The organism is Kribbella endophytica, assembly GCF_054781295.1.
In genome coordinates this window covers 3087981-3101305 of record NZ_BAAGUR010000001.1, presented here as the reverse complement: position 1 = coordinate 3101305, position 13325 = coordinate 3087981, and the positions used below count along the sequence as shown (strand labels likewise).

Sequence of the window (13325 nt, the reverse complement as noted above, 5' to 3'; positions counted from 1 at the left end):
AGAAGGCCCGCATGTCCTCGACCGTGCTCTACATGTCCATGTCCCTCGACGGATTCATCGCCGGGCCGAACGAGACCTACGAGAACGGCCTCGGCGACGGCGGTGAACGGCTGCACGGGTGGGGCGTGCTGGACGACTTGGCCAGCCTCGGCGACGCCGACCGCGCCGTGATCGACGACTTCATGACCACCGGCGCGGTCGTCGCCGGCCGCGGCACGTTCGAGCCCGCCGGCGGCTGGAACGGCGACCACCACGACGGCATCCAGATCTACATCCTCAGCCGGCACCAGCCGTCCGCCGAGTTCGCCGGGTGGTCCAACGTCCACTACGTCGACGACCTGGAGTACGCCGTCGCCGAGGCCAAGAAGGCCGCCGGCGACAAGAACGTCATGGTCCACGGCGCCGGCCTGACCCAGCGCATGCTCGCCGCCGGCCTGCTCGACGAGCTCCAGATCCACCTCGTCCCGGTCCTGTTCGGCCAGGGCCGGCGCCTCTTCGACCACCTCGGCCCCGGCCAGATCGAGCTCGAACCCCTCGAGGTCGCCCAGGGCCAGGACGCGACCCACCTCCGGTACCGCGTACGGCGCTGAAAGGAACTCTCAGTGCTTGGCGTTGCGTGACCAGCTGAAGCAGTAGACACCGAAGCAGGCCAGGCCGAGGGCCATGATCGTCAGCAGGACGGCGCCGAACGGCTGGTCCTTGATCGTGCGCATCGCGGTGTCGAGCCCCCCGGCCTTGCTCGGGTCGTAGTCGATCGCGGCCCAGGCGAACAGCACGCCGACGATGAAGAACGCGACGCCCTTGGCCGCGTAGCCGATTCGGCCGAGCCGGATCGTGGTCCTGGAGACCCCACCGACCAGGTCCTCGGTGAACTTCGTCTTGTACGACTTGTAGAGCTGGCGAACGCCGACGCCGATGATGACGAGCCCGATCAGTACGACCAGCACACGGCCGGCGCCGTTCTCCATCAGCTTGGCGGTCATCGACTGCTGCCCGCTGCTGCTGCCGCCGCTCGATCCGACGGCGACCTTGATCGCGCTGATGCCGAGCACCAGGTACATGCCGAGCCGGCCGGCCGAGGAGACCTTCTTCTCGGTGTCCAGATGCCCGTACGCGAGCTCGAGCGCCTTCCAGATCACCAGCGCGAACAGGCCCAGCCCGACCACCCAGAGCAACACGGTGCCGAGCGGCTTGTCGGCGAGTTCCTGCAGAGCGCCCGACTGGGACGCTTCCTCCGACGACCTGCCCCAGGCGAGCTGGAGCGCGATCCACGCGACCAGCAGGTACACGACGCCGTACGCGACCAACCCCACGGTGATGGCGTAGTCGTACACCTTGCTGTTCTGGGCCTGACTGGCGGTTCTCATCCTGCTCCTCACGACGCGGCTGGCGGTCCCCGTCCTCAGAACCCCGTACCCAGTCGCAAACGATCAGGCCGAGACCGGCGCGCTCGCCTCGCGATCGGCTTCCTCGACGTCGCCGTACTCGCCAGCCCGTACGGCGCGACGCCCGAGCGTCCACACGTACACGAAGAACGCGACCTCGACGACGATGCCGACACCGACCCGTACGGCGGTCGGCAGCGGCGACGGCGTGACGAAGGCTTCGATCATGCCGGTGATCAGCAGGATCACGGCCAGACCGATCGCCATCCCGACCGTCGCGCGGCCGGTCTGCGCGAGCGCTTGCATGCGGGTCCGCGGGCCGGGCGCGATCCACGACCAGCCGAGGCGGAGCCCGGCGGCCGACGCGACGAAGACCGCGGTCAGCTCGAGCAGGCCGTGCGGCGTGATCAGGCCGAAGAAGACGTCGCCCTTGTCGTGCCCGATCATCACGCCCGCGCTCAGGCCGAGGTTGGTCGCGTTGCTCCACAGCACGAAGGCGACCGGCACGATCAGCACGCCGATCGCCAGTACGGCGGCGCAGATGGTCGCGTTGTTGATCCAGACCCGGAGCGCGAAGTCCTGCGCCGGGTTCTCGGAGTAGTACGACGCGAAGTCCTTGTCGACCAGTTGCTGGATCGCCTCCGGCGGTGCGACCGAGCCGAGCACCTCGGGGTTCACCAGGATCCGCCAGGCGACCCAGGCGGCGACCAGGTAGAACAGGAGGCCGATCGTCAGCCACCAGCGCCGGGACACGTAGAGCGCGGCGGGGAAGCTGACCAGGAAGTACCGGGAGATGTCGCGCCAGACAGGAGCCTGCGCACCGGTCACCGCACCGCGTGCGTCAGCGATCAGGCCGGACAGGCGACCGACTGTTACCGGGTCGGCACCGGCGGCTCGCAGCGCGGCCATGTGGGTGCCGACGCGCTGGTAGAGCTGCACCAGCTCCTCGGCCTCCGCACCGGTCAGGCGGCGCTGACGACGGGTGAGCATGGCCAGGCGGTCCCACTGCGGCTGGTGGACCGACACGTACGCTTCGACGTCCATCCCCCGCCTTCCCGTCGGTTGCCCTGTCGAGTGTCGCGCATTCCGGGGTCGAAATGACCTGGGATAGGCGACACTAGCTGTCTCAAGCGTTGTGGAGGGGGCGAGGGTGGCTGAGCTGGTCACGGGGGAAGCGGTCGTCCTCCAGGTGCGGATCGCCCGGATGCCGACCCGCGCGCTGGCGTGCGCGATCGACTTCACGCTGCAGGTGATCGTGCTGGTCGTGCTGCTCCTGACGCTGTTCGGGTTCCTGCTCGGCGGGGCCAGCGAGGCGCTCGGGGCGGCGCTGGTGTTCGTGGTACTGCTGCTCGTCCTGGTCGGCTACCGGGTCGTCATGGAGACGCTGACCCGCGGCAAGACCGTCGGCAAGATGCTGCTCGGCCTGCGGGTGGTCCGCGACGACGGCAGCTCGATCCGCTTCCGGCACGCGCTCGTGCGGTCGCTGCTGTGGATCTTCGTGGACTTCGCGCCGTGGTTCGCGGCCGGGCCGGGGATCGTCGCGAGCCTGATGAACAAGCAGGGCAAACGGATCGGCGACATGGTCGCCGGCACCGTCGTCATCCGCGAACGCCACCAGCCGATGGCGTCGCCGCCGCTGTTCGTCCCCGGGCACCTCGTCCAGTGGGCGCAGTCGCTGGAGCTCTCGCGGCTGTCCGACGATCTGGCCAACACGTCTCGCGAGTACCTGGCCCGCTACAAGGAGCTGGAGCCTGCCGCGCAGGTCGCTCTGGGCGACGCCCTGGCGTTCAAGGTCGGCGGGCTCACTGCGCCCGGGCCGCCGGTGCCGATCAGCTCGCCCGCCTTTCTGTCCGCAGTACTGGCCGAGCGACGCCGCCGCGAGCTGGACCGGCTCGCGGCCCACCGCCCGCTGGCCCACACCGGGCCGTTCGCGCCGCCCAGTCCGTATACGCAGCACCCACCGGCGTACGGCGGACCGCCCGCGGCCGTCGTACCGCCTCCGGTGCAACCTCGCGGCGAGCAGGTGAATCCCCAGGGCTGGCACGCCCCTGGCAGCGGGGAATCCAGCCAGTGGTTCTAGTCTTGCGACCATGTCGCAGCTAGGAATTGACTGGACCGGTTGGCTTCAGCGGTGGGACGACCAGCAGGCCGGCTACCTCCCCGACCGCGAGGAGCAGTTCGGGTTGATGCTCGAGATCGTCGAGCGGCTCGCCGGTACGCCGGAACGCTTCGTCGACCTCGCCTGCGGCCCCGGCTCGATCTCCGCCCGCGCGACCACTCGTTTCCCGAACGCCCGAATCACCGGTGTCGATCTGGACCCGTTCCTGCTCGAGATCGCCAAGCAGGCGGTCGCTTCCGACCGCGTCCGCTTCGAGGAAGCAGACCTCCGCGCCGCCGGCTGGGACGCCGTACTCGGTGATCAGCCTGTCGACGCCGTCTGCTCCGCGACCGCCCTGCACTGGCTCGACCCTGCCGACCTCACCACGCTCGCCCAGACTCTCGCGGAGCGTATCCGCCCCGGCGGTGTCTTCCTCAACGCCGACACCATGCGCCTCGGCCCGACCGAGGTCCCCCGCCTGGACGCGCTCGCCGTCGAGCTGCGCGACGAGATCTGGTCCGCCTCGCACGCGAACGGCGTCGAGGACTGGGAGACCTGGTGGAAGGCAGCGGCGACCGAGCCCGCCTTCACCGACCTGCTCGCCGAGCGCGAGGAACGCTTCAAGGACCGCCACAAAGGCCGCGACATCACCCTGACCGACACCGTCGAGGCCTTCCGTTCAGCCGGCTTCGCCGAGGTCGCCGTACTCGGGCAGGTCGCGGACAAGCACCTGTTCACCGCGATCCGATGAGCGGCGGAGGCTACGACCTGCTGTCGTCGCGCACCGTCGAGGTGCCGGAGCTGCGGTCGTTCCTGCTCGACACCTTCGCGATCCCCGAGGCCGATCTCTTCGTCGCCCCCGCCGACCGCGTCGAGGTCGAGCTCCGCGACGTACCGCAGGATCTCGTCTTCGCCACCTTCTGCACCTTCGAACCCGTCCACGGCCACTTCGCCATCTCACTCACGGTCGGCGTCGACACCAACCGCGCCCGTCACGTCGACCACTTCGACTTCGCGCTCCGGTTCGCCACCCACTTCAAGGCGATGGTCCTGTACGGCGACACCGAGCCACCGGGCCTGTGGACGGTGATCCTCGCCGACGGCACCCGCCTGCTCGCCGCGCTCGACGAGACCGACGACCGCTTCACGCTCACCGCGGCAACGGTCGCCATCCCGGACCTCCCCGAGGTCACTACCGACGTACTCGGTAGCGCAGATGGGTTGCCGCCGGCGTATCGATGACGCGAACGATCTCGAGCTCGACCTCCTTCGGCAGTACGTCGAACAGCCGGTGCCCCTGACCGAGCAGGACAGGGATCTGGTGGACCTGGATCTCGTCCAGCACGCCGGCCTCGAGCGCCCGCTGCCCGGTGTACCCGCCGCGCACCTGCACATCCTTGCCCCCGGCCGCGGCCTTCGCCTGCTCCATCGCGCTGACGATCCCGTCGCGCACGTACGTCACCAGCGGGTACCCCCACCGCGCGGCAGGGCTCGGCGGCCGGTTGCTGGGAACGAAGATCGGTGCGCCGTTGTGGGAACCACCCCAGTGATCCATCAGCTCGGCGGTCCGCCGCCCGGCGACCACCGCGCCACAGGCGTTCCACTCGTCGATGAACTCACCGTCCGGCCAGTTGTGCAGCCGGTGGTCGTCCTCCCCGCCGAGGTAGTCATTGAGATCGGCGATGTAGCCGTCGAGGGACACCGACATGTCGAGCACGGATGACGCCACAGCGAAGCTCCTTTCGTACGGCGCGAGTGCGCCGCGGATGCTCTCAGCCTGTGGCCGAACCGGCATCGGCAGAAGGTCCAGTCCGAGGGGCCGGTACTGGACCACTTCGCCTTGCCGTTGCGTAGGGCAACTACCGCCTGAGCTTCGCGTAGTACGCCCGGGCATCCTGTGTGCGGCCGGCGCCCAGGACCCGCAGCGCCTCGGCCAGCTCGGGGTACTGGGCTTCGAGCAGCTTGGCGGCGCCCTCCAGCTCGGAGGCCGACGCCAGATCGCGCAGCAGGGACTGGATGATCGCGACCGGATCGGCCGCGGGCTCCTGCGGTCCTTCACGGCCAGGATCGAGCGTGAGTGTCGTCTGCTTCGCCGCGCGGACCTCGTCGAGGCGCCGCTCCCGCTCGGGCGGCGGCGTCGCGTCCCAGCCCGGCTCGCCGACCATCGCCTCGAGCTGCTGCACCCGCGACAGCACCGCGGGATTGCTGATCTTCGCGCGCTGCCCGGACATCAGCTGTGAAAGCATCGGCGCGGACAGGCCGAGTACGCCGGCGAGCTGGGCCTGCGACAGCGCGAGCCGGTCGAGCAGCCGCCGGAAACGGGCGCCCAGCGGTTCGCCGTACCACTGCTGCTGGAGCTCGAGGTTGCGCTCGTGCGCGTCGCTCACCACACCTCCGGATTACGGTTTGCAAATTGCGAATGCAAACGGTAGATTCTTGCTTGTCACCGCCCGCATCCCCTGGAGAACCTCATGATACGACGGACTTCCGCCCTCGCGGCACTGACCGCCCTGGCCGCCGCGTTAACATTCGTGAACGCCGTGCCCGCGGCCGCCGAGGGCGAGCTGTCGCCGGTGATGGTCGTGCTCGACTCCTCCGGCTCGATGACCGCCCGCGACGTCGGCGGCAGCGGCACCCGGATGGACGCCGCCAAGCGCGCCGTCGGCTCGATGGTCGACGGGCTGCCCGCCGAGGCCCAGGTCGGCCTCGCGATCTACGGCGCCGGCACGGGATCGAGCGGCTCGGAGAAGGCCGCCGGCTGCAAGGACGTCCGCGTCGTCCAGCCGGTCGGCGCGGTCAACAAGCCGGCCCTCAAGCGCGCGGTCGCCGCCACCAAGGCCAGCGGCTACACGCCGATCGGCCAAGCTCTCCGTACGGCGGCCGCCCAGCTGCCGAAGGAAGGCCAGCGCTCGGTCGTGCTCGTCTCCGACGGCGAGGACACCTGCGCTCCGCCGCAGCCCTGCGAGGTCGCGAAAGAGCTGCACCAGCAAGGCGTCGACCTGCACGTCCACACGATCGGCTTCCGGGTCGACGCGAAGGCCCGCGCCCAGCTGGCCTGCATCGCGCAGAACACCGGCGGCACGTACCACGACGCCGCCGACGCCGACTCGCTGCTCGGCGTACTGGGCCGCGTGACCGAGCGCGCCCTGCGGCACTACGAGCCGACCGGGAAGCCTGTCGCCGGGACCGGGGATCCGTTCACGGCGCCGACCGTCACTCCGGGGCAGTACCTGGACACCATCGATCCGGTCGAGGAGCGCTTCTACGCCGCCGACCTGAAGGCCGGCGACACGGCGTACTTCGCGGCGACCGCGGTCTTCCCGCGCGGCAACCCGCGCGGCCTCGAGCTGATCGACATCAAGATCACCGGCCCGAACGGCGCCGACTGCTACGAGTCCCAGCGCGAGCTGAACACCCGGGCCAAGGACGGCGGATCGCTCACCACGGTGCTGAGCTGGAACGGCACGGTCGCGGGATCGTCGAAGCCCAAGGGCTGCAGCGTGCCGGGCAAGTACGTGTTCCGGGTGACCCGCGACGCCCGCGGCGGCGGCACCGACCGGGTCCCGGTCGAGCTGCAGCTGCGGATCGAGCCGCCGGTCACCGGCAGCCTCGGTGAGCCGGCGCAGACCAGCCTGGTCGACTTCGCGCAGCAGCCTGCCGGTGGGGTCCAGCCGGTCCGAGGCGGCGGCTCGTTCAACGAGGCGACCACGCTGGGCGGCGGCGGCCGGTTCCGCGAGACGATCTACTACGGCGAGCAGCTGTTCTACCGGGTCAAGCTCGACTGGGGCCAGGGGCTGGCGTACCGGGTCACCTTCGCCGGGCGGCCGGACGGCGCGACGACGAACATCCGGACCGGTCTGTTCAGTCCAGTGCGAGCCGAGATCAAGTTCGACACCACGGCGTACACGGGAGTCACCAAGATCCTGCCGAGCAGCGGCAAGCCGATCGCGACGCCGCGCGCGGTCTACCTGAACCGGAACGCGAACGATTCCGACTTCCGCAAGTCGAGTGTCGACGGCTGGTACTACATTGTCGCCAGCCTCGGCGTTGCCTCCGGCGACGCGCCCGCCGGCGGTGTCCCGCTCACCATCGACGTCGCCGTTGCCGGCGAGAAGATCGCCGGGCCCGAGTACGGCGCCTCCACGGGCGAAACCCCGACCGAGACCCCGTCGGCCACGCCCACCGAGCCGACCCCGTCCTCCAGCACCACCGCCGAGGTCCCGCCGCAGACCCCGCCCACCGACGACTCGTCGTCGTCCAACCTCCCCTGGATCATCACCGGCGCCGCCCTCCTGGTCGCGCTGGCCACTCTCCTCGGAGCCCTACTCCTCCGCCGCCGCAAGCCGGTCGCGCCACCGGCGTACCCGCAGAACCCGGGCTACCCCCAGAACCCTGGCTACCCGCAGCCCCCAGCCGGCCCCGGCGGTCAGCCTCCCTACGGCAACCACCCCAACAACTAGACCTTCACCCACCGATAAGCACTCCCCTGCTGACGGCACTCCACCCGAGTGCCGTCAGCAGTCGTCTCCACACTCCCGGCCTCCTGCCACCCACACACCCCACCCAAAGTCACCGCCGCATTAGGCACCCGAGTCACCGGCCCGGTAGGAACCACCGGCGGCGTCGCCGACGGAGTAACACTCGGCGTAGGAGTCGGCGAAGACTCCCCCGACGCAGGCGCCCCACCCCCAGGCCGCCCCTCCAGCAACCACCACCCACCAGCTCCCGCCAGCACCACAGCCCCCAAAACCCCAACCACCACCCGCCGCCTCACCCGCGACGAGGCCACCCCACCCGCCGATCCCCCAAGTCCAGCAACCCCACCCCGCCCACCAGCCGACCCACCACTCCCGTCAGCCCCCGCCGCCGCCCCCGTTCCAGCACGCGCCTGCTCAGGCCGCACGGCGCCCGCCGAGCCCCGCTCCCCACCCGGCGCTACAGCCCGCGCCCCCGCGCCCACCCCAGCACCCGCTTCCCCACCGGCCCCAGCCCGCGTGCGCTCACGCGCAGCGGCCGACCCGGCCAACGCACTCCGCCCAGCCTCCCCATCCGGCGCCACACCCTGCCCAGCACCCGACTCCACGCCAGCCCCAGCCTGCGTGGATCCACGCGGCACGGCGGCTACATCGGCCGACGCGCTCCGACCACCCTCCCCACCCGGCGACCCACCCGCACCACCACCCGACTCCACGCCAGCCCCAGCCTGCGTGCGCCCACGCAGCACGGCGGCTGCATCTCCCGACGCGCTCCGACCACCCTCCCCACCCGGCGACCCACCCGCACCACCACCCGACTCCACGCCAGCCCCAGCCTGCGTGGATCCAAGCTTCACGGCGGCTGCATCTCCCGACGCGCTCCGACCACCCTCCCCACCCGGCGGCCGACCTGCTCCAACCCGCGACTCCCCGCCAACCCCAGCACGCGTCTGCTCACGCGGTACGACGGCCGCTTCGGCCGACGTTCCCCGGCCCGCCTCCCCACTCGGCGACCCACCCGCTTCAGCACGCGACTCCCCGTCAACCCCAGCGCGCGTCTGCTCACGCGGTACGACGGCCGCTTCTGCCGACGTTCCCCGGCCCGCCTCCCCAATCGGCGATGCACTCGCTTCAGCACGCGACTCCGCGTCTGCCCCGGGGCGCGCTCCAGCAGGTGACTCGACACCCGGACCGACCTGTGCCACCTCACGTGGTGCGGCAGACGGCTCGGCCGACGTACTCCGACCGGTGTCAGCGCCCGGCTCGGCCACCCGTCCGGCGCGCGGGTCTGCGGCGGGTTGTGCGCCTGGTCCGGAGGGCGTGGTCTCGCGGGAGTCGGTCGGCGGGCTTGCCGGCGCAGGTTGGCCGAGCGTGGTTGACGTGGATGCGGGATGCGCGGCGGCGGTCGGCGGTGCGTCGGAGGTTGCTGCGGAGCTGGCCGGCTCGGCGGCAGCGTTGGTAGTTGCCGCGGACGCCGTCGGCTCGATCGCAGCGTTGGGAGTAGAGGGTACGGCGAGGTGTTGGTGGCTGGAAGGCAGCGGTGGGAGGTGGTCGAAGACCTCGATGGGCTCTTGGTCGACTGTTTCGGCCGGTAGGTCGAGCGGATCGGCGAGGAGAGGTGCCAAGGCCGCCAGGGCGGACTCGGCTGAGGGGCGGTCCTCGGGATCGTCCGCCAGAAGGGGCCCGATCAAAGTCCACAGCGGGGTAGGGCGGTCAGGTGCAGGCAGCGGATGCGTGGTGGGTGGCTCTTCGCCGGTGAGGAGTTGCCAGGCGGTGACGCCCACGGCGTACAGGTCCTGGGCGACGGCAGGCGGTGAGCCCGCGAGGGTTTCGGGGGCGAGGTAGCCGGGAGTGCCGATCAGGGCGCCCTGGTGCGTGAGGCGGGGTTCACCCAAGGACAACGCGATGCCGAAGTCGCTCAGGCGGAGGATCGGGGGTTGGGTGCCGGTGGCCTCCAGCAAGAGGTTGGCCGGCTTGATGTCTCGGTGGACAAGGCCGGCAGCGTGGACCTGGACCAGAGCACCGAGGAGCTGAGCGAGCAGCTCAGCGGCGTACCGATCCGGAAGAGGACCGAAGTCGGCGAGCAGGTTGCTGACGGCCCCACCACCGACGAGGTCCATCGCAAGCAGCGCCTGGTCGTCGTCGGCGGCCCAGCTGTACGGGCTGAGGATGTTCGGGTGGTCGAGCCGCAGACCCTGTTCGCGAACGAAGCGCAGCAGCGCGCCCGCATGCCGCTGCCGCAACACCTTCGCCGCGCAGAAACGTTCGAGACGGCGGTCCCACGCACGCCACACCGTTCCGGTGCCGCCCGAGCCGATCGGGTCGATCAGTTCGAACCGTCCGGCGAACACGTCAGGCACCAGCGGTCCTCCTCTCACCCGGTCCGCGGGCTACCTTGCCAGGCTGCCGGGGTCCCGAGCCAGCCGGACGCGGAACCGCACCGGCGATCACCCGCCGTACCCGAGCTCGACCACCCCGACGGCACGACGCGATCTCGCCGGCCAGGCCGAGGCTGTCGGTGGCACCCGGCAGACTGTCGAGGTGAGCTTTTCCGACGCACTCAAGGCCGCCCGGCGGACGCGGCGGCTCAGTCAGCTGGAGCTCGCACTGCGCGCCGGTACGACGCAGCGGCACCTGAGTTTCGTCGAGTCCGGGCGCTCACACCCCGGCCGCGGTCTGGTGGTCAGGCTGGGCGAGTCGATGGGTCTGTCGCTGCGGGAACGCAACGAGCTCCTGCTGGCGGCCGGTTTCGCCCCCGTCTACCCGCAGACCGCCTTCGACGACCCTCGGCTCGAGCACGTTCGCGTGGCGCTGGGCCACCTCCTGACCGGGCACCTGCCGTACCCGGCGGTGGTCGTCGACGCCGGGCACCAACTGGTCCTCGCCAACGACGGCTTCGAGCTGCTCGTCGACGGGGTGGCCGACCACCTTCTCCGTCCACCCGTCAACGTCCTCCGGCTGTCCCTGCACCCCGACGGTCTGGCGCCCCGCATCGTGAATCTCGGCCACTGGGCCCGTCACATTCTCGACCGCCTGCCGCCGGGTGAGCTCCGCGACGAACTGTCCGGCTACGTGCCCGCCGTCGAGCCCGGCCCCGAGCACGTCGGTTTCGCCGCTCCGCTCCAGCTGCGGACGGACCTCGGCGACCTGCACCTGACGACGATCACCACGTTCGCAACCGCGCTCGACGTCACCGTGGCCGAGCTGCAGCTGGAGGCGTTCCTTCCCGCCGATCAGGAGACCGCCGCACTGCTCGCCCGGAGCGCGCGAGCCGTCGGCGTCTCCTGATCAGGTCGCCGGTCAGTCCGGGAACTGGTAGTCCGCGACGATCCGGTCGTCGGCGTCCAGCAGCAGGATCTCGAGCCCACCACCGACCACCTCTCCGTCGGCCACCGATTCCATCTCCCACCGGAACTTGACCACGTCCTCCAGCCGCGCCGCGTCACCGACCGCCCGGAAGATGTATTTGCCGTCAGCAACGAATTCGTCATGACTGCGAGCGACCCGGAGCTCGATCGCCTCCCGGCCGCGGGCCGCGAGTTCGCTGGTCGCGAAGCCGAGTCCGGCCGCCGCGGCGCGGACCTCCTCCGGCGGGTGCAGCAGATGGCGGCCCCCTTCGGCCCAGAGGTCCTGGATCGCCGCGCGGCGGCGCCGCGGGTCCGGTTCACCCCAGACGGCGACGTACCGGGTGATCAGCTCGTGGGTGTCGGGCATCGGATTCTCTCCTCGGATCGGGGGAAGGTCGCGTGCCCGACGATCCTCACCGCCACCCACGCGGCCCTCAATTCCCGCCCGGGAATGGCGCCGTACGCCGAACAGCGCGAAGGCGCCCCACCCTGATGGGTGGGACGCCTTCGCGAGCGTTCTGTACGGCGTACCGAACCAGAACTCAGTAGCGGTAGTGGTCCGACTTGTACGGGCCCTCGACCGGGAGGCCCAGGTACTCGGCCTGCTCCTTGGTGAGCTCGGTGAGCTTCACGCCGAGCGCGCCGAGGTGCAGGCGGGCGACCATCTCGTCGAGGTGCTTGGGCAGCACGTAGACGTCGGTCGGGTACTCGGTGGTCTTCACGTACAGCTCGATCTGCGCCAGCACCTGGTTGGTGAAGGAGTTCGACATCACGAACGACGGGTGCCCGGTCGCGTTGCCGAGGTTCAGCAGCCGGCCCTCGGACAGGATGATCACGGTGTGACCGTCGGCGAAGCGGAACTCGTCGACCTGCGGCTTGATGGTGACCCGCTCGACGCCGGCGGTCTTGTACAGACCGGCCATGTCGATCTCGTTGTCGAAGTGGCCGATGTTGCCGACGATGGCCTGGTGCTTCATCTGCGCCATGTGGTCGGCGGTGATGACGTCCTTGTTGCCGGTCGTGGTGACGAAGATGTCGGCGATCCCGACGACGTCCTCGAGCGTGGTGACCTGGTAGCCGTCCATCGCGGCCTGCAGCGCGCAGATCGGGTCGATCTCGGTCACGATGACCCGGGCGCCCTGGCCGCGCAGCGACTCGGCGCAGCCCTTGCCGACGTCACCGTAACCGGCGACGACCGCGACCTTGCCGCCGATCAGGACGTCGGTGGCGCGGTTGATGCCGTCGATCAGCGAGTGGCGGCAGCCGTACTTGTTGTCGAACTTCGACTTGGTGACCGAGTCGTTGACGTTGATCGCCGGGAACAGCAGCGAGCCGGCCTTGTGCATCTCGTACAGCCGGTGCACGCCGGTGGTGGTCTCCTCGGTGACACCCTTGATGCCCTGGCCGATGGTCGTCCACAGCTGCGGGTCCTCGGTCAGCGTGCGGGTCAGCACCGACAGGACGACCGCGTACTCCTCGGAGTCCGCCGTCGACGGGTCCGGTACGGCGCCGGCCTTCTCGAACTCGGTGCCCTTGTGGACCAACATGGTCGCGTCGCCACCGTCGTCGAGGATCATGTTCGGACCCTCACCGCCCGGCCACTTCAGCGCCTGCTCGGTGCACCACCAGTACTCCTCCAGCGTCTCGCCCTTCCAGGCGAAGACCGGGACACCGGCGGGGGCGTCGGCCGTACCGTCGGTGCCGACGACGACCGCGGCGGCCGCGTGGTCCTGGGTGGAGAAGATGTTGCAGGAAACCCAGCGCACCTCGGCACCGAGCGCCGTCAGCGTCTCGATCAGGACGGCGGTCTGGATGGTCATGTGCAGCGAGCCCATGATCTTCGCGCCGGCCAGCGGCTTGCTCTCGCCGTACTGGGCGCGCATCGCCATCAGACCCGGCATCTCGTGCTCGGCCAGACGGATCTCCTTGCGACCGAACTCGGCCAGTCCGAGGTCTGCCACCTTGTAATCGAACGTCATGCGGTGCCGCTCCCTGAGGGTGTCGGTTGGTGAAGTCTTCG

The 13325-nt window shown here is 70.3% G+C and carries 13 protein-coding genes; 6 read left to right on the top strand and 7 right to left on the bottom strand.

Translation table 11 applies throughout. From position 1 onward, the window contains the following. Positions 1-11: 11 nt before the first annotated feature. Complete coding sequence (locus tag ACYVIO_RS14875) at positions 12-590, top strand: dihydrofolate reductase family protein (RefSeq protein ID WP_460651334.1); 579 nt, start codon at positions 12-14, stop codon at positions 588-590. A 9-nt stretch (positions 591-599) separates the two neighbouring features. Here the strand turns inward: ACYVIO_RS14875 and ACYVIO_RS14870 are convergent, their stop codons facing one another. Beyond that, positions 600-1367 carry a DUF1206 domain-containing protein gene (locus ACYVIO_RS14870; protein ID WP_460651333.1) on the bottom strand — a complete coding sequence of 256 codons (768 nt, stop codon included), beginning with the start codon at positions 1365-1367 and terminating at the stop codon, positions 600-602. 63 nt (positions 1368-1430) lie between these two features. Beyond that, a complete protein-coding gene (locus tag ACYVIO_RS14865) occupies positions 1431-2429 on the bottom strand; it encodes a stage II sporulation protein M (protein ID WP_460651332.1) in 999 nt (332 codons plus the stop codon). Between the two features lie 106 nt (positions 2430-2535). On the opposite strand from ACYVIO_RS14865, the gene ACYVIO_RS14860 reads away from it, so the two are divergent. Genes ACYVIO_RS14860 through ACYVIO_RS14850 form a run of 3 tightly spaced genes read left to right on the top strand, consistent with a single transcriptional unit; the run spans position 2536 to position 4725 of the window. Further along, positions 2536-3465: an RDD family protein gene (locus tag ACYVIO_RS14860; RefSeq protein WP_460651331.1), complete on the top strand. Its 930-nt coding sequence runs from the start codon at positions 2536-2538 to the stop codon at positions 3463-3465. Positions 3466-3475: 10 nt separating this feature from the next. Beyond that, positions 3476-4234: a class I SAM-dependent methyltransferase gene (locus ACYVIO_RS14855; protein ID WP_460651330.1), complete on the top strand. Its 759-nt coding sequence runs from the start codon at positions 3476-3478 to the stop codon at positions 4232-4234. Then, complete coding sequence (locus tag ACYVIO_RS14850) at positions 4231-4725, top strand: hypothetical protein (RefSeq protein ID WP_460651329.1); 495 nt, start codon at positions 4231-4233, stop codon at positions 4723-4725. The genes ACYVIO_RS14855 and ACYVIO_RS14850 overlap by 4 nt, the downstream gene beginning before the upstream one ends. On the opposite strand, the gene ACYVIO_RS14845 is transcribed toward ACYVIO_RS14850, so the two are convergent. Both ACYVIO_RS14845 and ACYVIO_RS14840 read right to left on the bottom strand, forming a co-directional pair. Continuing rightward, on the bottom strand, positions 4676-5212 hold the full coding sequence (locus tag ACYVIO_RS14845) for a dihydrofolate reductase family protein (protein ID WP_460651328.1): 537 nt from the start codon (positions 5210-5212) through the stop codon (positions 4676-4678). The genes ACYVIO_RS14850 and ACYVIO_RS14845 overlap by 50 nt on opposite strands. 130 nt (positions 5213-5342) lie before the next feature. Continuing rightward, positions 5343-5870 (bottom strand): helix-turn-helix domain-containing protein, encoded by a 528-nt coding sequence (locus ACYVIO_RS14840; RefSeq protein ID WP_460651327.1) that lies wholly within the window; start codon positions 5868-5870, stop codon positions 5343-5345. An 84-nt stretch (positions 5871-5954) separates the two neighbouring features. Between ACYVIO_RS14840 and ACYVIO_RS14835 the strand changes: the two genes are divergently transcribed. Then, positions 5955-7943 (top strand): vWA domain-containing protein, encoded by a 1989-nt coding sequence (locus ACYVIO_RS14835; RefSeq protein ID WP_460651326.1) that lies wholly within the window; start codon positions 5955-5957, stop codon positions 7941-7943. Here the strand turns inward: ACYVIO_RS14835 and ACYVIO_RS14830 are convergent. Next, positions 7940-10318 (bottom strand): serine/threonine-protein kinase, encoded by a 2379-nt coding sequence (locus ACYVIO_RS14830; RefSeq protein ID WP_460651325.1) that lies wholly within the window; start codon positions 10316-10318, stop codon positions 7940-7942. The two genes, ACYVIO_RS14835 and ACYVIO_RS14830, sit on opposite strands and share 4 nt — an antisense overlap. Before the next feature lie 181 nt (positions 10319-10499). Between ACYVIO_RS14830 and ACYVIO_RS14825 the strand changes: the two genes are divergently transcribed. Next, positions 10500-11246, top strand: a complete 747-nt coding sequence (locus ACYVIO_RS14825; protein ID WP_460651324.1) for a helix-turn-helix domain-containing protein — start codon at positions 10500-10502, stop codon at positions 11244-11246. A 12-nt stretch (positions 11247-11258) separates the two neighbouring features. Here ACYVIO_RS14825 and ACYVIO_RS14820 read toward each other — a convergent pair whose 3' ends face one another. Both ACYVIO_RS14820 and ahcY read right to left on the bottom strand, forming a co-directional pair. After that, positions 11259-11672 carry a hypothetical protein gene (locus ACYVIO_RS14820; RefSeq protein WP_460651323.1) on the bottom strand — a complete coding sequence of 138 codons (414 nt, stop codon included), beginning with the start codon at positions 11670-11672 and terminating at the stop codon, positions 11259-11261. Positions 11673-11847: 175 nt separating this feature from the next. Further along, a complete protein-coding gene (gene ahcY, locus ACYVIO_RS14815) occupies positions 11848-13284 on the bottom strand; it encodes an adenosylhomocysteinase (protein ID WP_460651322.1) in 1437 nt (478 codons plus the stop codon). Positions 13285-13325 lie beyond the last annotated feature (41 nt).